Source organism: Sphingomonas lycopersici (genome assembly GCF_026130605.1).
Taxonomy (GTDB): domain Bacteria; phylum Pseudomonadota; class Alphaproteobacteria; order Sphingomonadales; family Sphingomonadaceae; genus Sphingomonas; species Sphingomonas lycopersici.
On the sequence record NZ_JANFAU010000005.1, the window covers coordinates 46586 to 71743 of the forward strand.

Here is a 25158-nt window from a genome sequence, read left to right on the forward strand (position 1 = left end):
TCGTATCAATTCATGCTAGCAGAGACGCAAAATCTTTCAAGCCTATTGCACGCCGCCGTGGAGCAGATGGACGAGCTGCGACTGTCGGCGCGCGCCGGTCTTGGCGAAGATCGAGCGCAGATGCGATCGCGCGGTATTGTGCGCGATGCCCAGCGCATCGGCAGCATCGACCAGCGATCGCCCGCTCGCCAGCGCGACCGCGAGATTGGCCTCCATCCGGGTGAGCTGGAACAGATCGCGGATCGCCTCGGGTTCGAGCTGCGCCTCCTGCCCCGGATCGCTGACGAACAGCGCGAGCGCCGCGCCGCCGCGCATGAACGCGGGCGCGGCAATCGGCTTGGCGATCGCGGCGAGATCGCGCCCCGAGGCGCGGGCGATGCGAAAGCGCTGCGGCGCGGGGTTGGCGTCGAGCGATTTGAGCAAGGCCTCCAACTCTTTGCGCTGCGCCCCGTCCTTCAGCCGCAGCCGGCAATCGGCGAGGGTGAGCCCGTCCCCCGCCTCCAGCAGGCGATCGGCGACGACATTAGTGCGCACCACCCGCCCGTCGCGATTGAGGATGATCGCGGCGACCCCCATCTGCTCGACCGTGCCGCGATAGACGCCGTGTTCGGCGCCCGAGACCTGGAGCCGCTCGAACAGCCCGATCGCGTGGCGCAGATGCGGGACGATCGCCTGGAACGCTTCGCGCTCGGCCGAGCCGAAATCGGGCAGGCTGCGATCGCGCGTCGCGCGCAGCCGCGCCTCGAACCCGCTCTCGAACCGCAGATCGACCCCGAGGATCTGGTCGCCCCCCGCCGCGGCGAGGAAATCGCGGTAGAAATCGCTGTCGCGCGCCGCCTCGCCGCCGAGGAATTCGGCGAAGGCGGTCACCTTGCCCTCGGGCAATCCCTTGAACGGATCGCTGGCGAAGAAGCTCTCGGCATATTCGTCGGCGGTTACCGTCGGCGCACCGGGGGTGAGGATCGTCCCCGGCGTCGTCATGCCGGGCGCGGTGAGGATCAGCGTTGCATAAGTCGCATCGAGCCACGCCGCGAGCGCGCGCAGGAACGGCTCCCACGGCGCCTGTTGCAGCAACCCGCCGTAAAGCGCTTCCAGCAGGGCCGAAAACCCGTCCTGATCTCGTTTCGCCATGCCGTTTCCTTTAGAGGGGAATCTACATCCCGCCCACCCATCGTCATGCCGGGCTCGACCCGGCATCCAGAGCCACGAACGGCAGCGCCTGTTGCTCTGGATGCCGGATCAGGTCCGGCATGACGGTAAGCGCGGAAATACCCATTCCCCTTTCCCACCGACCACCAACGGAGAATGACTATGGCCCTGCACCCCGCCGCGGCGTCGATCCTCGAGATGATGAAGCAGCTTCCGTCCGCCGTCGGGCCGTTCACGGTCGAGGCGTTCCGCGTCGGCGATACGCAGCCGATGCCGTTCCCCAAGCCCCCGGTGGCCGAGGTGCGCGACCTGATTCTCGCCGCGCAGCCGGCGCGGCTCTATCACCCGCGCCCCGACGAAAAGCTGCCGGTGATCCTGTTTCTCCACGGCGGCGGCTGGGTATGCGGCAATATCGAAACGCATGACGTCACCTGCCGCGCGCTCGCGCTCAAGGCGGGGCTGCCGGTGGTGTCGCTCGATTATCCGCGTGCGCCGGAGCACCCATTCCCCGCCCCGCTCGACGCGAGCTATCGCGCGCTCGCGGCGCTTGCCACCGTCGGGCCGAATGTCGACGCCAGTCGAATCGCGGTCGCTGGCGACAGCGCCGGGGGCAATCTCGCTGCGGCCTTGTGCCTGCTCGCCAAGGAGCGCGGCGGCCCGGCGATCGCGCATCAGCTGCTGATCTATCCGGTGCTCGATACCGATTTCTCCCGTGCCTCCTATCGCACCAACGGCACCGACTATTTCCTCACCGGCCCGATGATGCGCTGGTTCTGGGAGCAATATGTCGGCGACGCGGTGGACAATCCCCCCGCGCTCGCCGCGCCGCTGCGCGCGACCGATCTCGCCGGGCTGCCCGCCGCGACGATCATCGCCGCCGAATATGACCCGCTGCGCGACGAGGACGTGGCTTATGCAGAGCGGTTGCAGGCGACCGGCGTGCCGGTGCGGCTGGAGCGGGTCGGCGGGGTGTTCCACGGCTTCGCCAGCATGCCCGGCGTGCTGCCCCCGGCGGACGCCGCGCTCGATCTCGCCGGTGCCGATCTTCGCCGCGCGTTCGGGCTGTAGGGGGAGGCAGGACTCCGCCATCTTCTCTCCGTCATTCCCGCGAAGGCGGGAATCCATTGACGCTGCCGTTGCGATTCTTCGCGGAGGGCTGAGTGAATGGATTCCCGCCTTCGCGGGAATGACGAGTTAGATAAACGGGTTGGTGACCCTATCGTCAAATCCCATAGCCGCCTGCCACGGCGATCTGCTGCCCGGTGACATAGGCGGCCTTGGACGAAGCGAGGAACACCGCGGCATGGCCGATCTCCTCGGGCTGGCCCCAGCGCTTGAGCGCGAGATTCTTGTGGACCTCGCGGGTCCATTCCTCGTCGAACACGCCCTGCTTGCTGAGTTCGAGGAACATCCCCGCCTCGATCACCCCGACCAGCACGGTGTTGGCGCGGATGCCGTTCTTGCCCTCCTCGCGCGCGAAGCCCTTCACCAGCGCCTCGTTCGCGGCCTTGGGCGCGACCGACAGCCCGTCCTTGTCGGGCCAACGCAAATCGCCCGCCGAGCCGAGATGGACGATCGACCCGCCGCCCGCGCCGCGCATATGCGCGATCGCCGCGCGGCTGGCGTTGAAGAAGCCATGCACCTCGACATCGATCGCACGGCGCCATTGCTCGGGCGTCGTCTCGGTGAGGAACACCTGCGCCACCAGCGGCCCCGCGCCCCAGACCATCGTATGCACCCGCCCGTGCGCCGCCGCTGCCGCCGCGATCGTCGCATCGAGCATCGCCGTGTCGGTGACGTCGCATTCGTGGACGCTGGCGCGACGGCCGAGCGATTCGATCTCGCGCGCGATGGATTCGGCCTCCTCGCGCTTCGACCGCCAGGTGATCGCGACATCGCTGCCCGCGCGCGCGAATTCCAGCGCGACGACGCGCCCGATCCCGCCCGTCGCGCCGAAGATCAGCGCCGCGCCCTCCGGAAAGAGCCGTTCATCGCCCATTACATCCTCCATTAGCTCTGCTTGCCTTGCATGATGCGGCCGTTCATGCGAGGTTACATCGAAATGCGCAATTGATAAGCGTGAAAAACACGCATATTGTGATTTTACCGACGGACATCTGCGGATAGAGAGAGGCAAACATGGCAACGACCGCCGAATATGGTCTCGGCGAACATCAGTTCCCGCGCGGCTGGTTCATGATCGCGGCGTCGGACGAGCTGGAGGGGCACAAGGCCCACGCCGTCCGGTTTTTCGGGCGCGACATGGTCCTGTATCGCGGGCGTTCGGGCAAGGTCTATCTCGTCGACGCTTATTGCCCGCACATGGGCGCGCATCTGGCGAAGAACACCACCTCCTATGTCATCCGCGACGATGAGCAGATCGAGGGCGATTCGATCCGTTGCCCCTATCACGGCTGGCGCTTCGGGCCGGACGGCAAATGCAACGAAATCCCCTATTCGCCGCAGAAGATCCCGGCGGCCGCGTGCCTGCCGAGCTGGCCGGTCGAGGAGCGCGCTGGCTGCATCTGGATGTGGAACGATCCCGAGGGTGGCGAGCCCGATTACGATCTTCCCGCCTTCGCCGAATATGGCACCCCGCATTGGGTCGACTGGAAGATCGACCAGCTCGGCGAGCTCAAGAGCCACCCGATCGAAATCCTCGACAATATGGCCGATCGCGGCCATTTCGGCCCGGTCCACGGCTCGGAGGGGATCGAGCTGTTCGAGAATGATTTCAACGATCATATCGTCGTCCAGCGCTTCCGCTCGGGGCACCGCACGCTGGTTACCGAGGGCGCGCTCTATACCAACACCTGGTATACCGGGCCGGGCATCTTGATCTCTGAGATGGCGGGGGAATATCCCTCGATCATCCTCATCGCGCATACCCCGGTCGAGGACGGCGTGGTGCGCGTGTGGCATGGCCTGCTCGTCAAGGTCGGCAATGCGACGCCCACCGAAGAAGATATCGGTCTCGCCCGCGCCTATCAGGATGCCAGCCTCGCCGCGTTCAGCCAGGATTTCGAGATCTGGTCGAACAAGCGCCCGTGCTTCAACCCGCTGGCGGTGCGCGGCGACGGGCCGATCGGCAAGGTCCGCATCTGGTATCGCCAATTCTACAACCCGCGCGCCCGCGCCGGCGAATTCCAGAAGCGCGTCAACGGCACCACCGTGACGCGCGGCACCACCACCGCGCCGTGGGACGAAGAACAAGCCGCCTAGTTAGATACCGTCATGCCGGACTTGATCCGGCATCCAGAGCCATAAAGGCCATCGCTCGTGACTCAGGATGCCGGGTCGAGCCCGGCATGACGGCGGAGGATTTCAATTCCGCCATGCTATTTCGAGGAGAGAATTTTTGGGACGATTGAACGGCAAGGTGGCGATCGTCACCGGCGGCTCGCAGGGCATGGGCGCGGCAACCGCGCGGCTGTTCGCCGCCGAGGGCGCGAAGGTCGTGATCGGCGACGTGGTCGAGGACAAGGGCCAGGCGCTCGCCGCCGAGATCGGCGCCGCTGCGCGCTTCTCAAAGCTCGACGTCCGCTCCGAGGCGGATTGGGCGGCGATCGTCGCCACCGCGACCGAGGCGTTCGGCACGGTCGACATCCTCATCAACAACGCCGCGGTGGTCCATTTCACCGCGATCGAGGAATTGAAGGTCGAGGACGCCGAGCGCGTGCTGTCGATCAACGTGATCGGCACGATGCTCGGCGCCAAGCATATCGCCCCGGTGATGACCAAGGCAGGGCGCGGCGTGATCATCAACATCTCGTCGGTCGACGGCCTCCGCGGCTGCAACGGCCTGCCGATCTACACCGCGAGCAAATGGGCGGTGCGCGGGCTGACCAAATCGCTGGCGATGGAATTGGGACCGCGCGGCGTGCGCGTCTGCTCGGTCCATCCGGGCGGGGTCAATACCCAGATGGGCAACCCGATGGGCGCGACCGGCGCCGATCTCAACCGCGGCTATGAGCGCGTGCCGCTCCAGCGCATCGGCGAGCCCGAGGAAATCGCGCGCGCCAGCCTGTTCCTGGCTTCCGACGAGGCCAGCTATATCAGCGGCGCCGAACTGGCGGTCGATGGCGGCTGGACCGCCGGCTATTACCAGCCGGTGCTCCCCGGCGCGCCCGCCGGTCTGGGCGTCTAAGGCGATGGCTGCGCTCTCCGGCAAGGTCGCGATCGTCACCGGCGCCGGCCAAGGCGTCGGGCGCGGCATCGCGCTGGCGCTGGCGAAGCGCGGCGCCACGCTGGCGTTGCTCGGGCGAACCAAGGCCAAGCTCGATAGCGTCGCGACGGAGATCGCCGCGTTCGGCGGGACGGCACAGGGCTTCGCCTGCGACGTCAAGGATGCCGCCTCGATCGGCGATGCCGTGGCGGGGGTGACAAGCGCGTTCGGCGGGGTCGATATCCTCGTCAACAATGCGCAGGAAGTCCCGCTCGGCCCGCTGATGGCGGTGAGCGACGCGGCATTCGAGGCCGGGTTCGACTCCGGCCCGCTCGCCACCTTCCGTTTCATGAAGGCATGTCACCCGCACATGAAGCGGCGCGGCGGCGGGGTGATCTTCAACCTCGCCAGCTCGGCGGCGGTGCGCTGGGACATGGCCAATTACGGCGCCTATGCCGCGGTGAAACAGGCGATCCGCTCGCTGAGCCGCGCCGCGGCGGCCGAATGGGGCGTCGACGGAATCCGCGTGTTGACGATCGCGCCCCACGCCAAATCGCCTGGGCTCGTCCAGTGGATCGAGAACAACCCGGCGGAGGCCGAAGCCTTTTTCCGCACGATCCCGCTGCGCCGTGTCGGCGAATGCGAAGAGGATATCGGCGAGGCGGTGGCCGGGCTGTGCGGCCCCGAATTCGCCTATCTCACCGGCGCGACGATCCCGCTCGACGGCGGGCAGGCCAATTTCGACTGACGGATAAGGGAGAGGAAGGGCATGGACCTGCGCGCCGTATCGGACATCATCGAGATCCAGCAGCTCCTCGCCACTTATGTCTATGCGATCGACGCCAAGGATTTCGACACGCTCGATCGCGTGTTCACCCCGGACGCGACGTTCGATTATTCGGTGACCGGCGGCGAGATCGGCGATTATGCCACGATCAAGCCGTGGCTCGCCAAGGCGTTGGCCCCCTTCCCCGTCACCCAGCATCTGATCGGGCTGCCGCTGATCCGCGTCGACGGCGATCGTGCCACCTCGCGCACGATGCTGTTCAACCCGATGCAGCTCGCGCAGCCGGGCGGCGATCACCTGTTCTTCGTCGGCGCAACCTATGTCGACGATCTCGTCCGCACCCCCGACGGCTGGCGCATCACGCGCCGCGCCGAGGCCGACCCGTGGGTCAAGGATCCGCCGCAGAATTTCACGCCGGAGAAGGCGGGCTGAACCGCTGGTCCGCATCTTTTTTCGTTACTGATTGGATTGAAGCGAATGAACCCGAACACCCCTTCATCGTCATGCCGGACTTGATCCGGCATCCAGAGCCACAAGGGACATCGCCCGTGGCTCTGGATGCCGGGTCGAGCCCGGCATGACGGCAGGGGCAGCCGCGGGGAGGAGAGAGGAAAACATATGTTGCTCAAAGGCAAAGTCATCGTGGTCAGCGGGGTCGGCCCTGGGATGGGGCAGTCGCTCGCCCGCATCGCCGCCGAGGAAGGCGCCAAGGTCGCATTGGGCGCGCGTAGCCAGAAATTTCTCGATGAGGTGGCGGGCGAAATCCGCGCCGCGGGCGGCGAAGCCGTCGCCCGCTCGACCGACGTGACCGATGCGGGCCAGTGCCAGGCGCTCGTGCAGGCGGCGCTCGACGCGTTCGGGCGCATCGACGGCCTCGTCAATACCGCCTATATCCACGGCGAATGGACTACCGTCGATCGGGCCGATCCCGCCGACTGGCTCAAGGTGCTCGACGTCAATTGCCTCGGCGCGCTGCGCATGGCGCAGGCGGTGTTCCCGACGATGAAGGCGCAGGGCAGCGGCGCGATCATCAATGTTTCGACGATGTCGACCGTTAACCCCTTCCCCGGCGAGGGCGGCTATGCCTCGGGGAAGGGCGCGCTCAACGCGCTGACCCGGCATATGGCGAAGGATTTCGGCCCGCACGGCATCCGCGTCAACGCGACCCGCATGGGGTGGATCGGCGGCAAACCGGTCTATGACTGGATCGCGCGCGAAGTCGCCGCCGGGCGCGACCGCGCCGAAGTGGAAGGCGAGATCACCTCGCGCATCCCGCTCAACATCATTCCGCCCGAGGAAGATTGCGCCAAGGCGGTGCTGTTCTTCCTCTCCGATTATTCCAAGGTCGTCACCGGCGCGTCGCTCGACGTGAATGGCGGCCAGTATATGGCACCCTGATCATGACCAAGGACACCGAACAGCGCGTCGCCTCGGGCGAGGTGTGGCGCGATTTCTGCCGCCGGCTGGAGGCGATCGGCGAGGTGGTGCTGAGCACCAGGATCGCCGACACCCCGATCGATCAGGCCGAAGGCTATCGCTACCTCAGCCGGCTGACGCGCATCGCACTCGATATGCATCTGGAGAATGCCGACACCGATTTCCCCGGCTTCTACGCCGCGTCGCACCCGACGGCGAAGATCGGCGCGGACAATCCCGACAATATCTACATGAACGCCGCGATCAGCGGGGCGCGGCGCTATCGCATCAGCGGCAATCGCGGGTCGGTGCCGATCCTGAGCTTCGGCACCAAGGCGAACCGCTATGCGATCGACGGGACGATGGCCTCCACCGGCGAACTCGATTCGGCGGATATCGAGTTCGAGGAAGACGGCAGCTTCCAGATCATCGCGAGCAAGGAGCGCGAGAACGGCAACTGGCTGCCGCTGGCCGACGATTCATCGATGCTGCTCGTCCGCCAAACCTTCCTCGATCGCGACAATGAGGTGCCGGCGACGGTGAAAATCGAGGCGATCGATCGCCCGCGCGAAACCCCCGAGCCGCTCACCGCGGAAAAGCTGGAGCAAGGGCTGCAACGCGCCGCCGCCTTCGTCGAGGGCACCGCGCGGACCTTCCTGCGCTGGACCGATATGCTGATGCCGGCGCTCAACCAGCTCGCCACCACCGACCAGACGATGTTCTACAAGGCCGGCGGCGATCCGACGATCTTCTACCTTCACGGCTATTGGAAGCTCGCACGGGACGAGATGCTGGTGATCGAAACGCCGGTGCCCGATTGCACCTTCTGGAATTTCCAGGTCGACAATATCTGGTTCGAATCGCTCGATTATCGCCACCATAAGGTGCATGTGAACGCGCATAGCGCGACGCTGAATCCGAATGGCACGGTGACGATCGTGGTCGCCGCGCGCGATCCCGGCTTCGGCAATTGGGTCGACACCGCCGGGCACGGACACGGCACGATGCTGCTGCGCTGGACGGGGGCGACCGAGCATCCCGTGCCGGTGACACGCGTGGAGAAATTTGCATGAGTGATCTCGAAACCCGCATCGCGCGGCTGGAAGCGGAAAGCGATATCCGCCGCTTGAAGGCGCGCTATCTCAACGCCTGCGACGCGAAGGATGTCGACGCGATCCGCGCCTGCTTCACCCCCGACGCGGAGATCGACTTTCCGCCGATCGGCACCTTCGGGGTCGACGGGCTGATCGACGTGTTCACGCAAATGGCGGCGACCACGCCGATCGTCGACGTCCATCAGGGGCATAATGGCGAGATCGAGGTCGACGGCGACGAGGCCAAGGCGCGCTGGAACCTCGGCTATGCGACCTACGATCCGCGCAGCGGCACCTTCCGCCTGCTCGCGAACTTCTATCAGGATCGCTATCGCAAGACCCCCGAGGGCTGGCGCATCTGCTATTCGCGCTCCGAACCGCGCGCGATCGTCGACGGCGCGATCGGGCCGGAGGGGGTGAAGGCCGGCTGGGTCGCGGCCGGGTAGGGACGCGACAGAACTTGTGCTCCCGCGAAGGCGGGAGCCCAGTCTGTGTCCCCGCCTTCGCGGGGACACAAAGACTAACCACCCCGGCGAAGGCCGGGGTCCAGTTACGATCGGCCCGATGCTGGACCCCGGCCTTCGCCGGGGCGGTAACCTATCCGCCCCTTTTTCGCTCAATCGACCAGCGAGCACCAGCGATAGTCGTGCTTGATGAAATTTTGCCCGAGGCTGTAGCGGATGCGGTGGACGCCGGGGATCTTGTCGATCGTCTGGTGGAGATAGTCGGTCAGTTCCGCGCCATTTTCCACCAGGGTCATCGCCAATACGTCGGCGCGGCCGAGGATCGTCGCGACGAAGCCGATCTCGGGCAGATCGGCCAGCGCGCGCGACACCCGCTCGATATCAGACGCGCTGTTCGCCTCGACCCACAGATAGGCGAGGATCGGGTTGCGCAGCCGATTGGCATTGGTCACCGCGGCGACGCGGATCACCTTATTGTCGAGCAGCCGCTTGAGCCGCGAGCGGATCGTCCCTTCGGTCAGCCCGAATTCGCGGCCGATCTCGCGATTGGAGACGCGCGCGTCGTGCCCCAGCCGCTCGATGATCCGCTCGTCCAGTTCGTCGAGCGCGATGCGAGTCATAGAGGTGCCCATTCCGGATTGTATTTGAGGACCTTGAGCGCAAGGCTCGGGAACAGCCGCTCGACCCCGTCGATCTTGGCGATGACGTTGGTGAGCAATTCCTCCATTTCGGCGAGCGAGCTCGACACGACCTGGATTTCCAGATCGTGCGTGCCAATCGCGACGTTGACGGTGATCACCCGTTCGAGCCGCGCCAGCTCCTCGCCCACCGCGGTCGCCGCGCGGCCCTTCACCTGCACCCCGACCGGCGCGAGATATTCGAAGCCCATCGCCGACAGATCGCGCATCGCGACGACGCGCAACATATTGGCCTCCTCCAGCCGGCGCAGCCGGGTGCGGACGGTGGCTTCGTTGACGCCCATGTCGCGCGCGAGATCGCGGTTGGCGATGCGGCCGTTCTGGCGCAGCGCGGCGATGATCCGCTCATCCATATCGTCGGTTTCGAACTCGGCAGCTTCCCTGCCGTTCTGGGCCTTGCCGCGTCCGCGACGTTCCCCCTTGGCTTCTGCTCGCAACGCAATTTCTCCAGTTGGGTGCAGATGTACATTTGCGCGCCCGATCGTCAACACGCTTCACCGAACACGGTCGAATATCACACTTTGCGTATTAATTTTCTCTTTTCGTAACGCATTTCGCGTGCGACAACCGCCGGCAAACAAGAGAGGGATTGCTTTACCGTGGCAGCGAATGAGGAAGTCGACCTGCTCGTCATCGGCTCGGGCGCGGGCGGGCTGACCGCCGCATTCACCGCGGCCGACGTCGGTGCGAGCGTGCTGGTGGTGGAAAAGGCGGCGAAGTTCGGCGGCACCTCCGCCACCTCGGGCGGCGGCATCTGGATCCCCAATAGCGACGACGCACGCGCCAAGGGCCATGCCGACGATCCCGGCGAGGCTTTCGGCTACATCAAGGCACTGATCGGCGACGACGTCCCCGATGCCAAGCTCCATGCCTATATCGACAATGCGCATCGCATGTTGAGCTACCTCGAGCAGAAGTCCGAGGTGCATTACACCGCCTATGCCTATGCCGATTATCATATGGACGTGGCGGGCGCGCGCGGCGGCTGGCGGACGCACGATCCGATCCCGCTGATGGCCGACCGGCTCGGCAAGGATTTCGAGCGGATGGAGCCGCCGCACACGCTCACCCTCACCTTCGGCCGCTTCACCTGGACGATGGAAGAGGCGAAGCTGCTGCTGACGATGAGCCCCGGCGCCAAGTCTTTGCTGTTCAAGCTGATGACGCGCTACATTTTCGACATTCCGTGGCGCTTCAAGACCAAGCGCTCGCGCCGGCTGACCGGGGGCAATGCGCTGATCGGGCGGCTCAAGCTGTCGCTCGATCAGAAGGGCGTGCCTTTGTGGCTCAATGCGCCAATGGTCGAGCTGCTACGCGAGAACGGCCGCATCACCGGCGCGATCGTCGAGCGCGACGGGCAGAAGGTGACGGTGCGCGCACGCAAGGGCGTGGTGCTGGCGAGCGGCGGGTTCGATCACAATCTCGCGCTGCGCCAGAAATATCTCCCCGGCCCAACCGGCGACTGGAGCGCGGGCGTGCCGACCAACACCGGCGACGCGCTCGCGGCGGGCACCGCGGTCGGCGCGGGCACCGATCTGCTCGATTCGGCGTGGTGGGGACCCGGCTTCATGCTCGAAGGCGAGGATCGCGCGCGGATCATGTTCGTCGAGCGCGCCCTGCCCTCGTCGATCATCGTCAACCAGGCGGGCAAGCGCTACATGAACGAGGCGGCGTCTTACCACGTCGCCGGCGGCGAGATGCATCGCGCCAACAGCCCCGAGGGGCCGACCGTGCCGAGCTGGTTCGTGTTCGATGCGCGGTATCGCGGCAAATATATGCTCGGCCCGATGATGGCCGGGAAGCCGAGCGCCGACAAACGCATCCCCGCAGCGATGCGCAAGATCCTCAGGAAATCGGACACGATCGAGGGGCTGGCGCGCGAGATGGGGGTCGATCCGGCGGCCTTCTCCGCTGCGGTGGCGCGCTTCAACGGCTTTGCGGTGAAGGGCGAGGACCCCGATTTCCACCGCGGCGTCTCGGCCTATGACCGGCATTACGGCGACGCCTCGGTCTCGCCCAATCCGACGCTGGCGCCGATCGAACAGGGGCCGTTTTACGCGATCCCGATCTATCCGTGCGATCTCGGCACCAACGGCGGGCTCTCGACCGACGCCAATGCCCGGGTGCTCGATACCGAGGGGCGGCCGATCGACGGGCTTTATGCGATCGGCAACGCATCGGCGGCGGCGATGGGCCGCACCTATCCGGGCGCGGGCGCGACGCTCGGCCCGGCGATGACCTTCGGCTGGCTCGCCGCGCGCCACGCGACCCGGGTCAACCAGTGACGCTCGCGCCGACCGACCTGATCCTCTCCGCCGGCAGCATGATGTCGGTGCCGGTGCTCGATCGGCTGCGCCCGGCGCGCGAGGCGGGGTTCGCCGGGGTCTCGCTGATGGGGGCGGATTATCAGCAGATGGTCGCGAGCGGGGTGAGCGCGGAAGACCTGCGCGAGCGCGCCGCCGACGAGGGGCTGGTTGTCACCGAGGTGGAGGGCATTTATCTCGGGCTGCCGGGGCGCGAGCCCGGCCCGACGATGCCGGCGTCGCTCGCGCAATTGCTCAAGGGGATGGATGCGCCGCGTTATCTGGCGGTGGCGGTGGCGGCGGGCGCCTCGTCGATCACCGTCATCGACATGTTCGACGGCGCGGTCGATATCGATCAAGCCGCCGAGGCCTTCGCCAACATCTGTGATCGGGCGCGCGATCTGGGGCTCACCGTCCAGCTCGAATATGTCGTCGGCGGGGGCATCGCGACCTATGCCGACACCTGCGAGGTCGTCCGGCGCGCGGGCCGCGGCAACGGCGGGCTGATGATCGACAGCTGGCATCTGTTCCGCGGCAATGTGACGCTCGACGAACTGGCGCGCACCCCCGGCGACCGCGTGTTCGGGGTCCAGATCAACGACGGCCCGCCGCCGACCGACGCCGATCCGCTGCGCGAAATGACCAAGGGCCGGCTGATGCCGGGCGAAGGCATTTTCGATCTCGTGGGCATGATCCGCACGTTGGACGCGATCGGCAGCAAGGCGCCGATCTCGATCGAGGTCTTTTCCGATACGCTGTCGGCGCTCCCCGCCGATGAAGCCGCGCGGCGCTGCGCCGAGACCACCCGCGCGACGCTGCACAAAGCAAGGGGCTGATACGCATGACGGACACTCTTGGCGCGGTCGTCGTCGGCACCGGCTTCGGGCTGTTCACGCATGTCCGCGCGTTGCGCGATGCGGGGATCGAGGTCCGCGCGATCGTCGGGCGCGATCGCGCGCGCACCGCCGAGCGCGCCGCGCCGCTCGGCATCCCGCATGTCGCGACCAGCCTTGCCGAAGCGCTCGCTGCCGATGCGTCGATCCGGCTGGTGACGGTCGCCACCCCGCCGCACACGCATTTTCCGATCGTGATGGAGGCGATCGCCGCCGGGCGGCATGTGCTGTGCGAAAAGCCCTTCGCCAAGGATCTCGCCGAGGCGCGCGCGATGCTGCGGGCGGCGGAAGCGGCGGGCATCGTGCATATGCTCGGCGCCGAATTCCGCTTCGATACCGCGCAGGCGCTGCTCGCGCGGGTGGTGAACGACGGGATGATCGGCGAGCCGCAGCATTTCCAGCGTTTCTATTTCCAGCCCGGGTTGCAGGACCCGACCGAGCCGTTGTCGCCCTGGTGGGAGGATGCCGCGCAGGGCGGCGGGTTCCTTGGCGCGTTCGGCGCGCATATGATCGATCAGGTGCGCACCACTTTGGGCGAATTCCGCCGGGTAAGCGGAATGCTGCAAAAGCTCGCGCCGGGGCGGCCGACGATGACCGCCGACGATTGCTACAGCTTCCAGTTCGAGCTCGCCAACGGCGCACAGGGGCTGATCGCCGCGGGGATGGCGATGCCGGGGCCGCTGGTCATGTCGACCCGCGTCGTCGGCAGCGAAGGCGGCGCATGGATCCAGAGCGGCAATGCGTTCGGCGAGCCTGAGCAGGTGTGGGTCGCGCGGGGCGGCGAGGCGCGGCAGATCGAGACGCCGGCCGATCTGGTCAATCCGCCCCCTACCCCCTTCCCGATCGGCGAATTGGTGCAGACCGAGCAGGATCGTTGGCACAGCCAGGGCTTCGACGTCGCGCCCTATACCCGGCTGTTCGGCGAGATGAAGGCGCGGATCGAGGGCCGCGCGGTCGACAGCCGCGAGCACGCCGCCGACTTCCGCGACGCCGCCGCCGGACAGGCGGTGCTCGACGCGGTGCGCCGCTCGGCCGCCGAGCGACGCTGGGTCGATGTGGAGGCGGTATGACGGTCAAGACGATCGCGCTGCTCAAGGCCAAGCCGGGGGTCAGCCGGGCTGAGTTCATCGCTTATTATGAGGCGAACCACGCACCGCTGGTTCGCTCGCTGATGCCGGGGATCGTCGATTACCGGCGCAATTATCCCGAGGCCGAAGGCGCGTTCGCGTTCGCCGAGACGCCGCCGTTCGACTACGACAGCGTCACCGAGATCTGGTACGCCGACCGCGCGAGTTACGACGCGGCGATCGCGGCGGTGTCACAGCCCGAAGCGGCAGCACGGCTCGCGGCGGATGAGGAGAATTTCATCGACCGCGCGAGGACCCGGATGTTCGTAGTCGAGGAACGGCGCAGCGAGATCTGAACGGCAAAGTTCACAAAGTTCACACGAGTGACGATCGGCGGGAATTGGGCTCCGGCTCCAAGTATTCCGGCTAATACAATAAGTTACCGTCATGCCGGGCTTGACCCGGCATTACGGTGTCGGTTCAGCGATTCACCGCGCCATATACCCCCCGTCCACCGCGAGCGGGTGGCCGGTGATGAAGCTCGCTTTGTCCGAGCAGAGGAAGATCACCGCATCGGCGATCTCCTGCGCGCGGCCCATCCGCGCCATCGGGGTCATCTGATCGAGCACGGCGCGGCCCTGCGGGTCGGCGGCGATCGGGGCGGTCATCGGGGTTTCGATCACCCCGGGGCACACCGCGTTGACCCGCACCCCCTCCGCCGCGAAGCGCAGCGCGGCGGAGCGGGTGAGACCGATCACCGCGTGCTTGCTGCCGCAATAACCCGCACCGCCCGCGCCCGACAGGCCGGCGATCGACGAGGTGTTGACGATCGCGCCGTTGTTGCGCGGCGCCATGTGACGCAATTCGGCGGCCATGCACAGCAGCACGCCGCGCTGGTTAATGTCGATCGTCTTGTCATAGGCGCCGACATCGCCCCACGGCGTATCGAGCATCTCGAGCGTGACGCCGGCATTGTTGAACGCGCAGTCGAGCCGCCCCCAACGCGCCACCACCGCATCGACCGCGGCATTGACCGCCGCCTCGTCGGTCACGTCGAGCGCGATCGCAAAGGCCTCGCCGCCCGCGGCGTTGATCTCGTCGGCGACCGCATCGGCGCCGCGCAGATCGGCGACCGCGACCTTCGCGCCTTCCGCCGCGAAGGACAAAGCGGTGGCGCGGCCGATCCCGCTGCCGCCGCCGGTGACGAACGCGGTTTTCCCTTCGAACAGGCCGGCCATCATCGCTCTCCTTTGTAGGTTCGTCATCCCCGCGGAGGCGGGGATCCATTCGCGCAGGTCACGGCAAGAGTCGCGAAGCCAGCCAGAATGGATTCCCGCCTCCGCGGGAATGACGGATGCTTGTCAGATAATCTCGAACAGCCCAGCCGCGCCCATCCCGCCGGCGACGCACATCGATACGACGACGTAGCGCACCCCGCGGCGCTTGCCCTCGATCAGCGCGTGCCCCGTCAACCGGCTGCCGGTCATCCCGAACGGGTGGCCGATCGCGATTGCGCCGCCGTTGACGTTGATCTTGTCGGGATCGATCCCGAGCTGGTCACGGCAATAGAGCGCCTGGCTGGCGAACGCCTCGTTCAGTTCCCACAGCCCGATATCGTCGACCGTCAGCCCGGCGCGCTCGAGCAGTTTCGGCACCGCGAACACCGGGCCGATCCCCATTTCGTCCGGCCGGCAACCCGCAACCTGGAAACCGCGATAGACGCCGAGGATCGGCAGCCCCTCGCGCTCGGCGGTGGCGCGGTCCATCACGATCTGCGCCGAGGCGCCGTCGGACAGCTGGCTGGCGTTACCGGCGGTGACGAACTTGCCTTCCTTGACGAACTCGCCGTCCTTCCACACCGGCTTCAGCCCGGCGAGCGCCTCGTAGGTGGTGCCCGCGCGCACACCCTCGTCGCGGTCGAGCGTCACCGTCTCGGTGCCGGCCTTGCTGCCGTCCTTTTCGTAGAGCTGCTTTTCGACCGTGATCGGCACGATCTCGTCGGCGAACTTGCCCGCGGCCTGCCCGGCGGCGGCGCGCTGCTGGCTCTCCGCGCTGAACCGGTCCTGCGCCTCGCGGCTGACATTGTAGCGCTCGGCGACCAGTTCGGCGGTCTCGATCATCTGGATATAGATCGTCGGATCGGCCGCCTTGGCCGATTTGTTCTGATAGCGCGGCGCATCCTTGGTGATCGTCATCGAGATGCTCTCGACCCCGCCCGCCAGCACGACATCGTTATCGCCCGCGATGATCGAGCGCGCGGCGAGCGCGATCGCGTTGAGCCCCGACGAGCATTTGCGATCGAGCGTCATCCCCGCGACGCTTTCGGGGATGCCTGCCACCAGCGGGGTCAGGCGGCCGACGTTGGCCGCCTGCGTCAGCCACTGGTTGCCGACCCCCATGATCACGTCATCGATCCGCGCGGGATCGATCCCGGCGCGCTCGACCGCCGCCTTGGCGACATGGCCGGCGAGCGCGGGCGCCTCGGTCATGTTGAAGGCGCCGCGATAGGCCTTGCCGATTCCGGTGCGAGCGGTGGAGACGATAACGACTTCGCGCATGTCTTATCCTTCAAATCCGTGCATGTTGGCCGGGCCGAAATAGGCGCGCATCTCGATCACCTTGCCGTCTTCGTTGAAGCGGAAGGTGTCGATCACGTCGACCCGCTTCTCGCCGCCGTAGTTGAGCGTCACCGAGAAAGCGAAAGCGGCATAATCGCTCGCGGTGCGCACCGGGCCTTCAAGCTTGAGCTTGGCGCCGGTCGCCATCGAGGCGGTGTAGAAGGTGCGGATCGCCTCCAGCCCGCGATGCGCCGGCGAACCGATCGGATCCTCGACCGTCGCATCCTCGGCGAACAGCGCGACCACGCCTTCGGGATTCTGATTGGCGAAGGCGTCGATATAACTCTCGACGACGCGCACCTTGTCTTCGTGGCTCAACATCTTGTGCTTACTCCGGGAAATAGCGGCTGATCGTATCGACGACGCAGGCCGGCCTGTCGCTGCCCTCGATCTCGATCGTGATGCGCACGATCGACTGGACCGCGCCCTTCACCTCCTCGAACTTGACCAGCTCGCCCACCCCGCGAATGCGCGAGCCGACCGGGACCGGGGCGAGGAAACGCAGCCGATCGGCACCGACATTCACCGCATGCGCGAAGCCGCGCACCTCGACGAGCTGCGGCAGGAAATAATTGGCGAGGCTGAGCGTCAGATAGCCGTGCGCGATCGTCTTGCCGAACGGGCCCTGCTTCGCCCGCTCGGTATCGACGTGGATCCACTGATGATCGCCGGTCACGTCGGCGAAGCCGTCGATCCGGTCCTGCTCGATTGGGAGCCAGTCGGTCGGGCCGAACTGCCGCCCCTCCTGCCCGATCAGGTCGCGCGGCGACGCGAAGACCGCCGGCCCGCTCATGCGCGCTGGCTGGAGACCGAGACGGTCTCCCCGGTCATATAGCTCGACAGATCGGAGGCGAGGAAGATCATCACGTTGGCCACTTCCCACACCTCGGCAGGACGGCCGAACGCCTCGCGCGCGCTCAGCTCGGCGAGCAGATCGTCGCTCGTCACCTTGGCGAGAAAAGCGTGCATCGCGATCGACGGCGCGACCGCGTTGACCCGCACGTTATGCTCCGCCGCCTCGACCGCCGCGCAGCGCGTGAAGGCCATCACGCCCGCCTTGGCAGCGGCATAATGCGCCTGCCCCTTTTGCGCGCGCCAGCCGAGCACCGAGGCGTTGTTGATCATCGCCCCCGACTTGCGGGCATACATGCCCGGCAGGAAGGCGCGGGTCATCCGCATCACGCTGGTCAGGGTCACGTCGAGCACGCGCGACCATTGATCGTCGGTCATGTCGACGATCGGCACTTCGCCACCCAAGCCGGCGTTGTTGATCAGCACGTCGACATGCCCGAGCGTGTCATGCGCCGCATCGCGCAGCCGCTGGACATCGGCCTCGACCGTCACGTCGCACAATATCGTCGCGGGGCGCGGGGTGCCGGTTTCCGCGGCGATGCGGTCGGCGGCCTCGCCGAGCCGGCGCTCGTGATAGTCGCTGATCAGCAGCCGCGCGCCTTCCTCGGCGGCGCGCTTGGCGACCGCATAGCCGATGCCGGTGCCGGCGGCGGCGGTGACGACGACGGTCTTGCCGGTGAGCAGCCCGCGCGGGGTGGGATAGACCGGCGGGATCATGCGCCGGTTCCATAGACCGGCTTGGCCGGGTTGCGCCGCGCGACGAGATCGCCGACGACGACGCCCACCTCATCGGCGCGCAGCGCGCGGCCGACATCGGCCGACGTCGGGCCGTCGGTCCAGCCTTCGGCGAGGCGGATCGTGCCGCCGAACGGCTCGAACACCTGCCCCGTCACCGCCTGCGACTGCTCGCTCGCCAGCCACGCGACCAAGGGCGCGGTATTTTCGGGCGCATAAGGATCGAAGGCGGCTTCCTGCATCGAGGTCATCGTGTCGGCGAAGGCGGTCATCGTCATGCGGGTGCGCGCATTGGGCGCGAGCGCATTGGCGGTGATGCCATACCGCCCGAGCTCGGCGGCCTGGATCAGGGTCAGCGCGGCGATCCCGGCCTTGGCGGCGGAATAAGCGCTCTGCCCGATGCTGCCCTGCAAGCCGGCGCCGGAGGTGGTGTTGATGATCCGCGCATCGATCGCCTCGCCCGCCTTCTGCCGCGCGCGCCAGAAGTCTACCGCGTGGCGGCTGGTGCAGAAATGTCCGCGCAGATGGACCCGCGTCACCGCATCCCATTCCTCCGGGGTGCAGGAAACGAACATGCGATCGCGCACGAAGCCGGCGTTGTTGACCACCGCATGCAACGTCCCGAACGCGTCGAGCGCGGTCTGGACGATGCGCTTGCCGGCATCCCAATCCGCGACATCGTCGGTGTTGGCGACCGCCTCGCCCCCCGCGCCGCGGATCTCGTCGACGACGCGTTCGGCCGCGCCCTTGGTCTCGCCGCTCTCGCCGTGCGTCCCGACGCCGAGATCGTTGACCACGACCTTCGCGCCCTCCGCCGCCAGCCCGAGCGCGTAGGCCCGGCCGAGGCCGTTGCCCGCCCCGGTGACGATGACCACCCGTCCTTCGCAAATTCCCATTACAGCCTCTCGATAATCGTCACATTGGCCTGCCCGCCGCCCTCGCACATCGTCTGGAGGCCGTAGCGGCCGCCGGTGCGCTCGAGCGCGTTGAGCAGGGTGGTCATCAGCCGCGCGCCGGTGGCGCCGATCGGGTGGCCGAGCGCGATCGCCCCGCCCTGCACGTTGACCTTCTCGTGCGGCACGCCGAGTTCCTTCATCCACGCCATCGGGATCGATGCGAACGCCTCGTTGCATTCGAACAGATCGATATCGGCGATCGACATGCCCGCCTTGGCCAACGCGTGCTGGGTCGCGGGGATCGGGCCGGTCAGCATCCACACTGGATTGGCGGCGCGGACCGAGAGGTGGTGGATGCGCGCGCGGGGCTTGAGCCCATGCGCCTTCACCGCCGCCTCGCTCGCGATCAGCAGCGCAGCGGCGCCGTCGCAATTCTGGCTGGCGACCCCGGCGGTGACCGCCCCGCCCTCACGCACCGGCTTGAGCGCGGCGAGGCCCTCAAGGCTCGTCGCGGGGCGGATCGTCTCGTCGGCTTCGAGCCCGGCGAGCGGCGCGATTTCGCGCTTGAACCAGCCGGCCTCGGTCGCGCGTTGCGCGCGGGCGTGCGATTCGACCGCGAACGCCTCCATCGCTTCGCGGCCGATGCCCCATTTGTCGGCGATCATCTCAGCCGACTTGATCTGGTTGACTTCCTCGTCGCCGTAGCGCGCGAGCCAGCCGGCCGAACCGAGGAACGGGCTATCGAAGCCATAAGGCTGGCCGGCGAACATCGCGGCCGAGATCGGGATCGCGTTCATCGCCTGGCTGCCGCCGGCGACGACCAGATCCTGCGTCCCGCTCATCACCCCCTGCGCGGCGAAATGCACCGCCTGCTGCGAGGAGCCGCACTGGCGGTCGACCGTCACCCCCGGTACTTCCTCGGGCAGCCCTGCAGCGAGCCATGCAGTGCGGCCGATATCGCCCGCCTGCGGCCCGATCGTGTCGCAGCAACCCCAGACGACGTCATCGACCGCCTTGGGGTCGACGCCGGTGCGCTCGATCAGCGCCTTGATCGGGTGTGCGCCGAGATCGGCGGGGTGGACCCCCGCAAGCGTCCCCTTCTTGCGGCCGATCGGGGTGCGCACCGCGTCGACGATATAGGCTTCAGCCATGTGTCATTCCTGTCTCGAAACTCTGATCGGGGCCGATCGCCATCGCACCGCCGATCACGGCGTCGTCGAGGCGACGGAGGTGGAAGGCGCGGTCGCCCCACGCACCGGCGAGCGCCCAGGCGCGCTTCATCCAGTAATGGAGGTCGACTTCATAGGTGTAGCCCATCGCGCCGTGGACCTGGATCGCGGTCTCCGCCGCCTGCACCGCGGCGTCGGTCGCGGCGAGCTTGGCGTGGCTGACATGGACCCCGGCGCGCTCATGCCCGTTTTCCAGCGCATAGGCCGCGCGCCACAGCGCCGGCCGGGCGAATTCCAACGCCACCGCGACGCTCGCGAGGTGATGCTTGATCGCCTGAAACCCGCCGATCGCCTGACCGAATTGCTCGCGATCCTTGGCGTAATCGGTCGCCAGCGTCAGCATCCGCTCGCCCGCCCCGACAAGCTGCGCCGCCGCGATCAGCGCGGCGTGATCGAGCATCCGCGCATCGGCCTCCGCGCGCGCCACCGCGAACATCCGGCGGAGCGGATCGGCGCTTTCCAGCCGCTCGCCGGTCGCGCTGCCGCCGAACACCAGCCCAGCCTGATCGGCATCGGCGACCCATGGATTGACCGGATGCGCCAGCGCGACCTTGAGCTCGCCCGCGGCAATCGCCGCGAGCTGCGCCTCGTCGGCGATCAGCCGCGGCGCGACTAACGCGCTGTCGGCGACCGGCTCGGACACGTCGGCGCGGCCCAGCTCGACCGCGACCAGCGCCGCTTCGATCAGCCCCAGCCCGAGCCCGCCCTGCGCCTCGGGGACGATCAGCGCGGTCAGCCCCATCTCGACCAGCCCGCGCCAGATCACGGGATCGCGCCCGCCCTCCGTGTCGAGCCGGCGCAACACCTCGGCGCCGTGGGTGCCTTCGAGATAGGCGCGAACGCCGTCGCGCAATTCGATCTGTTCGTCGGTGAACGCGAAGTTCATCAGCCCGCCCCCAACCGCGGCAGACCGAGCAGCCGCTCGGCAATGATGTTGCGCTGGATCTCGTTCGATCCGGCGTAGATCGGCCCGGAGAGCGAGAAGATATAGCCCTCCAGCCATTGATTGACGCGCCCGCCGACCTCTTTCAGCTCGGCCGCCGCGCCCAGCAGGCTCATCGCGGTGCGATGCAAAGCGCGATCGAGCTCGGACCAGAAGATCTTGTTGAGGCTCGCCTCGGCGCCGATCTTGCCCCCGGCCATCACGGTCGAGGCGACCTTATAGGTGTTGAGCGCATAGGCTTCCGCCTCGGCCCACGCCTTGATCACCGCCTCGCGCGCGCTCGGCGCGGCATCGCGCTGATGCGCGCGATAGAGATCGACCAGCCGCTTCGCCGCCGCCTGAAAGCGCGCCGGGCTGCGCAGCATCAGCCCGCGCTCGAACCCGGCGGTGGCCATCGCGACATTCCACCCCTCGCCCTCGCCCGCGATGCGGTTGGCGGCGGGGACGCGGACCTCGTCGAAAAAGATTTCGGCAAACCCCGTCTCGCCGTGGAGCTGGCGGATCGGGCGGATCGTCACCCCGGGCGCGTCCAAGGGCACGAGGATGAAGCTCAGCCCCTTGTGGCGCCTCGACTCCGGGTCGGTGCGGAACAGCCCGAAGCACCAATCGGCAAAGGCCGCGCGGCTCGACCAGGTCTTCTGCCCCGAGATGACATAATCGTCGCCGTCACGCACCGCGCGCGAGCGGATCGCGGCCATGTCCGATCCCGCATTGGGCTCGGACCAGGCCTGCGCCCACATGATCTCGCCCTTCGCCATCGGCGTCAGGAAGCGCGCCTTCTGCTCGTCGGTGCCGAATTCCATCACCGTCGGGCCGAGCAGGAAGATGCCGTTCTGATTGGCGCGCAGCGGCGCCCCGGCGCGATAATATTCTTCCTCGAAGATCAGCCAACGAATGAGATCGAGCCCGCGCCCGCCATAAGCCTCGGGCCAGGTGACCATGCCCCAATTGCCGCCGGCGAGCGTGCGTTCCCATTCGACGTGCGCGTCGAACCCGGCACGCCCTTCGAGCGTCAGCAGCGGCTCCTTGGGGACATGCGCCTCCATCCACGCGCGGACTTCGGCGCGGAAGGCTTGTTGTTCAGGGGTGTAGGTGAGGTCCATCAGAACTTGGCCGCCCCCTTGTTCTCGACGAAGGCGTCGCGCGATTTCTGGCTGTCCTCGTGCATGTACATTTCGAGCGTGAAGCCCTGTTCGAAGCGATAGCCGTGATCGACGTCGCGCGGCTCGATGCCGTTGAGCGCCTCCTTGGCGATCACCAAAGCCTTGCGGCTCTTCGACGCGATCACCGCGGCGAAGGCGCGCGCTTCCTCGTACAGCTTATCGAGCGGCACGAGTTTCTCGATCGCGCCGATGCGATAGGCTTCCTCGGCCGGGATGCGCCCACCGGTAAAGAAGGCCGCGCGGACCTTCTGGATCGAGAACATGCGCTGGAGGTGGCTCGCCCCGCCCATCGCGCCGCGATCGACCTCGGGCAGCGAGAAGAACGCGCCCTCGGCGGCGATCACCACGTCGGAGGCGCCGCAGATGCCGATCCCGCCGCCGATCACGAAATTATGCACCGCGGTGACGACCGGCACCTCGCAGTTCCGCACCGCGCGGAAGGTGCGGTAATTGCCGCGGTTGAGATCGACGATCCGCTCGGGATGCGCCTGCATCTCCTTGATATCGACCCCGCCGCAGAAACCCTTGCCCTCGGCGCGGATCAGCACGCAGCGCACGTCGGGGTTGCGCCCAAGCGTCTCGATGATGCCCGGCAGCTCGTTCCAGCCCGCGCTGTCGAGCGCGTTGACCGGCGGGTGATCAAGGATGACCTCGCCGATATTGTCGGCGACATAAGTGCGGATCGGCATCAGGCGGCTCTTTCGTTGGCGACGGTCGCGGTCAGCGCGGCGATGCGCGCCCGCGCCTCGCGCTCGATATCGGCGAGAAGTTCGGCACAGGTCGGCAAGGAAGTGATCCGCCCGGCGACGAGCCCGGTGGCCATCACGCCATGCTCGATATCGCCGTCGACCACCGCTTTCTGGATCAAGGTCGGCGCGGCGGCGGCGAGCATCGCCTGCATGAAGCTCAGCCCGCCGTGACTGGTCATCCCGCGCGCGGCGGCGATCAGCTCGCCCCAGCTCGCGCCGGTGCGCGCCTTCATCGCCAGCCCGCCCTCGATCGCACGCAGCCACATGCCGATCGGGCCCGATTTCTCGATCCGGTCGAACATCGGGGTGCGGACCATGCGCTGCGGCAGGCCGTCGATCTTGGTGGTGACGTGGATGTCGTCGGTGCCGGCCTTGAGATAGACATTCTTGGCGACTTCCGGCGGCGCGCTCTCGACCGTCAGCAGAAAGCGCGTCCCCATCGCGATGCCCACCGCGCCATAGGCCAGCGCCGCCGCAAGCCCGCGCCCGTCGGCGAACCCGCCGGCGGCGATTACCGGCACCTTCACCGCATCGAGCACCTGCGGCAGCAGGATCGTGGTGGCGACCGCGCCGGTATGCCCGCCGCCCTCGCCGCCCTGCACCGTGATCATGTCGCAGCCGAGCTCGACCATCTTCCTGGCGTGCTTCGCCGCGCCGACGGTCGGCACGCACAGGATGCCCGCGTCCTTGAAACGCGCGATCATCTTGGCATCAGGCCCGCGCCCGAAGCTCACCGCGCGCACCTGATTCCGATTGGCGAGGATCAGGTCGACGATCTCGCCCGCGCCGGGCTGGAACATATGGAAATTGACGCCGAACGGCTGCGACGTGCGCCGCCGCACATCGGCGATCTTCTCCGCCGCCTCGCGCGGGGTCATCACCGCCGCGCCGAGGAAGCCGAACGCCCCCGCCTCGCACGAGGCGGCGACCAACGCCGGCTCGGCGACCCAGCCCATCGCGGTCTGGATCACCGGCAGGCGGCAGCCGAGCCGCTCGGTCAGGATCGTGGCGAGCGGGTCGCTCATGCCCCATCCACAGCTTTGGCGTCTGCCGCTTTCTTGTTGTCGGCAGCGGCGCTCTTGGCGGTCACCCCGCCAAGCGAATGGCCGGTGGTGAGATCGTTCTGCGCATGCGCGAAATGATGCATGTGGAACACCGCATCCATCGCGGTGCGCTTGCCGCGCAGATCCTCGACATGGTTGAACGCCTGCTTGGTCAGCCACAGCCCGAGCCGCTGCTGCACCGCGAGCTTCTGCGCCCAATCCGACACCGCATCGCGCAATTCGGCGCGCGACACGATCTTGTTGACCATCCCGAAGCTATAGGCGCGTTCGGCCGGCAAACGCTCGCCGAGCAGCAGGAATTCCTTGGCGACGCGCGGCGGCAGCTCGAACCCGTGGGCGAAATATTCGACCCCGGGGATGCCCATCAGTTTCTGCACCGGATCCTGGAAAAAGGCGTCGTCGGTGGCGATGATCAGATCGCACACCCAGGCGAGCATTAGCCCGCCCGCGACGCACGCGCCCTGCACCATCGCGATCGTCGGCTTGGGAATGTCGCGCCAGCGGCGGCACATGCCGAGATAGACTTCCTGCTCGCGGGTATAGAGCAGTTCCGCGGCGGGCTTGTTGGTGTGATCGGCGTACAGCAGCTTGCGATCGAAGCTCTTGTGCAGATCGCGCCCCGGGGTGCCGATATCGTGCCCGGCGGAGAAATGCTTCCCCTCCCCGCCCAGCACGATCACCCGCACCGCATCGTCGTCGGTCGCGCGGCGGAAGGCGTCGTCCAGCGCATAGGTCATCTGACTGTTCTGCGCATTGTTGAACGTCGGCCGGTTCATCATCACCCAGGCGACGCCATTCTCGACCGTATAGGTGACGGGCGTGTCGGTTTCGTAGGTGATATCGACCTGCTGCGGGGTGACGAGATCGCTCATG

The 25158-nt window shown here is 67.2% G+C and carries 28 protein-coding genes; 12 read left to right on the forward strand and 16 right to left on the reverse strand.

Annotated elements, in window-relative coordinates; all coding sequences use genetic code 11:
* Positions 1-42: 42 nt before the first annotated feature.
* Positions 43-1131, reverse strand: a complete 1089-nt coding sequence (locus NED98_RS11795) for a helix-turn-helix transcriptional regulator (protein WP_265313145.1) — start codon at positions 1129-1131, stop codon at positions 43-45.
* A 180-nt stretch (positions 1132-1311) separates the two neighbouring features.
* Here NED98_RS11795 and NED98_RS11800 point away from each other — a divergent pair, with 180 nt between their 5' ends.
* Positions 1312-2217 carry an alpha/beta hydrolase gene (locus NED98_RS11800; protein WP_265313146.1) on the forward strand — a complete coding sequence of 302 codons (906 nt, stop codon included), beginning with the start codon at positions 1312-1314 and terminating at the stop codon, positions 2215-2217.
* Between the two features lie 154 nt (positions 2218-2371).
* Here NED98_RS11800 and NED98_RS11805 read toward each other — a convergent pair whose 3' ends face one another.
* Positions 2372-3148 (reverse strand): SDR family NAD(P)-dependent oxidoreductase, encoded by a 777-nt coding sequence (locus NED98_RS11805; protein ID WP_265313147.1) that lies wholly within the window; start codon positions 3146-3148, stop codon positions 2372-2374.
* A 140-nt stretch (positions 3149-3288) separates the two neighbouring features.
* Between NED98_RS11805 and NED98_RS11810 the strand changes: the two genes are divergently transcribed.
* The 7 genes from NED98_RS11810 to NED98_RS11840 all read left to right on the forward strand — a co-directional run bounded on the left by NED98_RS11810 (position 3289) and on the right by NED98_RS11840 (position 9057).
* Entirely contained in the window at positions 3289-4371 is a 1083-nt protein-coding gene (locus tag NED98_RS11810) for an aromatic ring-hydroxylating dioxygenase subunit alpha (RefSeq protein WP_265268631.1), read from the forward strand.
* Between the two features lie 136 nt (positions 4372-4507).
* Positions 4508-5296 (forward strand): SDR family NAD(P)-dependent oxidoreductase, encoded by a 789-nt coding sequence (locus NED98_RS11815; protein ID WP_265268630.1) that lies wholly within the window; start codon positions 4508-4510, stop codon positions 5294-5296.
* Between the two features lie 4 nt (positions 5297-5300).
* Positions 5301-6062: an SDR family NAD(P)-dependent oxidoreductase gene (locus tag NED98_RS11820; RefSeq protein WP_265313148.1), complete on the forward strand. Its 762-nt coding sequence runs from the start codon at positions 5301-5303 to the stop codon at positions 6060-6062.
* Between the two features lie 21 nt (positions 6063-6083).
* A complete protein-coding gene (locus tag NED98_RS11825) occupies positions 6084-6533 on the forward strand; it encodes a nuclear transport factor 2 family protein (protein WP_265313149.1) in 450 nt (149 codons plus the stop codon).
* A gap of 186 nt (positions 6534-6719) precedes the next feature.
* Entirely contained in the window at positions 6720-7499 is a 780-nt protein-coding gene (locus NED98_RS11830; protein ID WP_265313150.1) for an SDR family oxidoreductase, read from the forward strand.
* A gap of 2 nt (positions 7500-7501) precedes the next feature.
* Positions 7502-8590, forward strand: coding sequence for a DUF1214 domain-containing protein (locus NED98_RS11835; RefSeq protein ID WP_265313151.1), 1089 nt, complete (start codon positions 7502-7504; stop codon positions 8588-8590).
* Positions 8587-9057: a nuclear transport factor 2 family protein gene (locus NED98_RS11840; RefSeq protein WP_265268626.1), complete on the forward strand. Its 471-nt coding sequence runs from the start codon at positions 8587-8589 to the stop codon at positions 9055-9057. The genes NED98_RS11835 and NED98_RS11840 overlap by 4 nt, the downstream gene beginning before the upstream one ends.
* A 170-nt stretch (positions 9058-9227) precedes the next feature.
* Here the strand turns inward: NED98_RS11840 and NED98_RS11845 are convergent, their stop codons facing one another.
* On the reverse strand, positions 9228-9695 hold the full coding sequence (locus NED98_RS11845; RefSeq protein WP_179511102.1) for an Lrp/AsnC family transcriptional regulator: 468 nt from the start codon (positions 9693-9695) through the stop codon (positions 9228-9230).
* The gene (locus NED98_RS11850; RefSeq protein ID WP_265268625.1) at positions 9692-10210 is read right to left on the reverse strand and encodes an Lrp/AsnC family transcriptional regulator; all 519 of its coding nucleotides are present in this window, start codon (positions 10208-10210) and stop codon (positions 9692-9694) included. Before NED98_RS11850 ends, NED98_RS11845 begins: the two co-directional genes overlap by 4 nt.
* A 162-nt stretch (positions 10211-10372) precedes the next feature.
* Here NED98_RS11850 and NED98_RS11855 point away from each other — a divergent pair, with 162 nt between their 5' ends.
* From NED98_RS11855 to NED98_RS11870, 4 genes are read left to right on the forward strand one after another with little or no spacing between them, the layout of a single operon-like run.
* Positions 10373-12058 carry an FAD-dependent oxidoreductase gene (locus NED98_RS11855; RefSeq protein ID WP_265313152.1) on the forward strand — a complete coding sequence of 562 codons (1686 nt, stop codon included), beginning with the start codon at positions 10373-10375 and terminating at the stop codon, positions 12056-12058.
* On the forward strand, positions 12055-12912 hold the full coding sequence (locus tag NED98_RS11860; RefSeq protein ID WP_265313153.1) for a sugar phosphate isomerase/epimerase family protein: 858 nt from the start codon (positions 12055-12057) through the stop codon (positions 12910-12912). Before NED98_RS11855 ends, NED98_RS11860 begins: the two co-directional genes overlap by 4 nt.
* A 5-nt stretch (positions 12913-12917) precedes the next feature.
* A complete protein-coding gene (locus NED98_RS11865; protein ID WP_265313154.1) occupies positions 12918-14039 on the forward strand; it encodes a Gfo/Idh/MocA family protein in 1122 nt (373 codons plus the stop codon).
* Positions 14036-14392: an EthD domain-containing protein gene (locus tag NED98_RS11870; protein ID WP_265313155.1), complete on the forward strand. Its 357-nt coding sequence runs from the start codon at positions 14036-14038 to the stop codon at positions 14390-14392. Before NED98_RS11865 ends, NED98_RS11870 begins: the two co-directional genes overlap by 4 nt.
* Positions 14393-14524: 132 nt before the next feature.
* Here the strand turns inward: NED98_RS11870 and NED98_RS11875 are convergent, their stop codons facing one another.
* The 12 genes from NED98_RS11875 to NED98_RS11930 form a co-directional block, all read right to left on the reverse strand.
* Positions 14525-15274: an SDR family NAD(P)-dependent oxidoreductase gene (locus NED98_RS11875; protein WP_265268622.1), complete on the reverse strand. Its 750-nt coding sequence runs from the start codon at positions 15272-15274 to the stop codon at positions 14525-14527.
* 123 nt (positions 15275-15397) lie between these two features.
* On the reverse strand, positions 15398-16594 hold the full coding sequence (locus NED98_RS11880; protein ID WP_265313156.1) for an acetyl-CoA C-acyltransferase: 1197 nt from the start codon (positions 16592-16594) through the stop codon (positions 15398-15400).
* 3 nt (positions 16595-16597) lie between these two features.
* A complete protein-coding gene (locus tag NED98_RS11885; RefSeq protein WP_179511095.1) occupies positions 16598-16975 on the reverse strand; it encodes a nuclear transport factor 2 family protein in 378 nt (125 codons plus the stop codon).
* A 7-nt stretch (positions 16976-16982) separates the two neighbouring features.
* Positions 16983-17447: a MaoC family dehydratase gene (locus tag NED98_RS11890; RefSeq protein WP_265313157.1), complete on the reverse strand. Its 465-nt coding sequence runs from the start codon at positions 17445-17447 to the stop codon at positions 16983-16985.
* The gene (locus tag NED98_RS11895) at positions 17444-18223 is read right to left on the reverse strand and encodes an SDR family oxidoreductase (RefSeq protein ID WP_179511093.1); all 780 of its coding nucleotides are present in this window, start codon (positions 18221-18223) and stop codon (positions 17444-17446) included. Before NED98_RS11895 ends, NED98_RS11890 begins: the two co-directional genes overlap by 4 nt.
* Positions 18220-19137, reverse strand: a complete 918-nt coding sequence (locus NED98_RS11900) for an SDR family oxidoreductase (RefSeq protein WP_179511092.1) — start codon at positions 19135-19137, stop codon at positions 18220-18222. The genes NED98_RS11895 and NED98_RS11900 overlap by 4 nt, the downstream gene beginning before the upstream one ends.
* Entirely contained in the window at positions 19137-20288 is a 1152-nt protein-coding gene (locus NED98_RS11905; protein ID WP_179511091.1) for an acetyl-CoA C-acetyltransferase, read from the reverse strand. Before NED98_RS11905 ends, NED98_RS11900 begins: the two co-directional genes overlap by 1 nt.
* The gene (locus NED98_RS11910; RefSeq protein WP_265313158.1) at positions 20281-21252 is read right to left on the reverse strand and encodes an acyl-CoA dehydrogenase family protein; all 972 of its coding nucleotides are present in this window, start codon (positions 21250-21252) and stop codon (positions 20281-20283) included. Before NED98_RS11910 ends, NED98_RS11905 begins: the two co-directional genes overlap by 8 nt.
* Positions 21252-22412: an acyl-CoA dehydrogenase family protein gene (locus NED98_RS11915; RefSeq protein WP_265313159.1), complete on the reverse strand. Its 1161-nt coding sequence runs from the start codon at positions 22410-22412 to the stop codon at positions 21252-21254. Before NED98_RS11915 ends, NED98_RS11910 begins: the two co-directional genes overlap by 1 nt.
* Entirely contained in the window at positions 22412-23161 is a 750-nt protein-coding gene (locus NED98_RS11920) for an enoyl-CoA hydratase family protein (RefSeq protein ID WP_265313160.1), read from the reverse strand. Before NED98_RS11920 ends, NED98_RS11915 begins: the two co-directional genes overlap by 1 nt.
* The gene (locus tag NED98_RS11925) at positions 23161-24246 is read right to left on the reverse strand and encodes an NAD(P)H-dependent flavin oxidoreductase (protein ID WP_265313161.1); all 1086 of its coding nucleotides are present in this window, start codon (positions 24244-24246) and stop codon (positions 23161-23163) included. The genes NED98_RS11920 and NED98_RS11925 overlap by 1 nt, the downstream gene beginning before the upstream one ends.
* Positions 24243-25157 (reverse strand): enoyl-CoA hydratase, encoded by a 915-nt coding sequence (locus tag NED98_RS11930; RefSeq protein ID WP_179511086.1) that lies wholly within the window; start codon positions 25155-25157, stop codon positions 24243-24245. The genes NED98_RS11925 and NED98_RS11930 overlap by 4 nt, the downstream gene beginning before the upstream one ends.
* Position 25158: the final 1 nt, after the last annotated feature.

Excerpts from the sequence above, each read along its gene's own strand:
- NED98_RS11795 (WP_265313145.1), bottom strand. The coding sequence starts at position 1,131 with ATGGCGAAACGAGATCAGGACGGGTTTTCGGCCCTGCTGGAAGCGCTT.
- NED98_RS11800 (WP_265313146.1), top strand. The coding sequence starts at position 1,312 with ATGGCCCTGCACCCCGCCGCGGCGTCGATCCTCGAGATGATGAAGCAG.
- NED98_RS11805 (WP_265313147.1), bottom strand. The coding sequence starts at position 3,148 with ATGGGCGATGAACGGCTCTTTCCGGAGGGCGCGGCGCTGATCTTCGGC.
- NED98_RS11810 (WP_265268631.1), top strand. The coding sequence starts at position 3,289 with ATGGCAACGACCGCCGAATATGGTCTCGGCGAACATCAGTTCCCGCGC.
- NED98_RS11820 (WP_265313148.1), top strand. The coding sequence starts at position 5,301 with ATGGCTGCGCTCTCCGGCAAGGTCGCGATCGTCACCGGCGCCGGCCAA.
- NED98_RS11825 (WP_265313149.1), top strand. The coding sequence starts at position 6,084 with ATGGACCTGCGCGCCGTATCGGACATCATCGAGATCCAGCAGCTCCTC.
- NED98_RS11830 (WP_265313150.1), top strand. The coding sequence starts at position 6,720 with ATGTTGCTCAAAGGCAAAGTCATCGTGGTCAGCGGGGTCGGCCCTGGG.
- NED98_RS11835 (WP_265313151.1), top strand. The coding sequence starts at position 7,502 with ATGACCAAGGACACCGAACAGCGCGTCGCCTCGGGCGAGGTGTGGCGC.
- NED98_RS11840 (WP_265268626.1), top strand. The coding sequence starts at position 8,587 with ATGAGTGATCTCGAAACCCGCATCGCGCGGCTGGAAGCGGAAAGCGAT.
- NED98_RS11845 (WP_179511102.1), bottom strand. The coding sequence starts at position 9,695 with ATGACTCGCATCGCGCTCGACGAACTGGACGAGCGGATCATCGAGCGG.
- NED98_RS11865 (WP_265313154.1), top strand. The coding sequence starts at position 12,918 with ATGACGGACACTCTTGGCGCGGTCGTCGTCGGCACCGGCTTCGGGCTG.
- NED98_RS11870 (WP_265313155.1), top strand. The coding sequence starts at position 14,036 with ATGACGGTCAAGACGATCGCGCTGCTCAAGGCCAAGCCGGGGGTCAGC.
- NED98_RS11875 (WP_265268622.1), bottom strand. The coding sequence starts at position 15,274 with ATGGCCGGCCTGTTCGAAGGGAAAACCGCGTTCGTCACCGGCGGCGGC.
- NED98_RS11880 (WP_265313156.1), bottom strand. The coding sequence starts at position 16,594 with ATGCGCGAAGTCGTTATCGTCTCCACCGCTCGCACCGGAATCGGCAAG.
- NED98_RS11885 (WP_179511095.1), bottom strand. The coding sequence starts at position 16,975 with ATGTTGAGCCACGAAGACAAGGTGCGCGTCGTCGAGAGTTATATCGAC.
- NED98_RS11890 (WP_265313157.1), bottom strand. The coding sequence starts at position 17,447 with ATGAGCGGGCCGGCGGTCTTCGCGTCGCCGCGCGACCTGATCGGGCAG.
- NED98_RS11895 (WP_179511093.1), bottom strand. The coding sequence starts at position 18,223 with ATGATCCCGCCGGTCTATCCCACCCCGCGCGGGCTGCTCACCGGCAAG.
- NED98_RS11900 (WP_179511092.1), bottom strand. The coding sequence starts at position 19,137 with ATGGGAATTTGCGAAGGACGGGTGGTCATCGTCACCGGGGCGGGCAAC.
- NED98_RS11905 (WP_179511091.1), bottom strand. The coding sequence starts at position 20,288 with ATGGCTGAAGCCTATATCGTCGACGCGGTGCGCACCCCGATCGGCCGC.
- NED98_RS11910 (WP_265313158.1), bottom strand. The coding sequence starts at position 21,252 with ATGAACTTCGCGTTCACCGACGAACAGATCGAATTGCGCGACGGCGTT.
- NED98_RS11915 (WP_265313159.1), bottom strand. The coding sequence starts at position 22,412 with ATGGACCTCACCTACACCCCTGAACAACAAGCCTTCCGCGCCGAAGTC.
- NED98_RS11920 (WP_265313160.1), bottom strand. The coding sequence starts at position 23,161 with ATGCCGATCCGCACTTATGTCGCCGACAATATCGGCGAGGTCATCCTT.
- NED98_RS11925 (WP_265313161.1), bottom strand. The coding sequence starts at position 24,246 with ATGAGCGACCCGCTCGCCACGATCCTGACCGAGCGGCTCGGCTGCCGC.
- NED98_RS11930 (WP_179511086.1), bottom strand. The coding sequence starts at position 25,157 with ATGAGCGATCTCGTCACCCCGCAGCAGGTCGATATCACCTACGAAACC.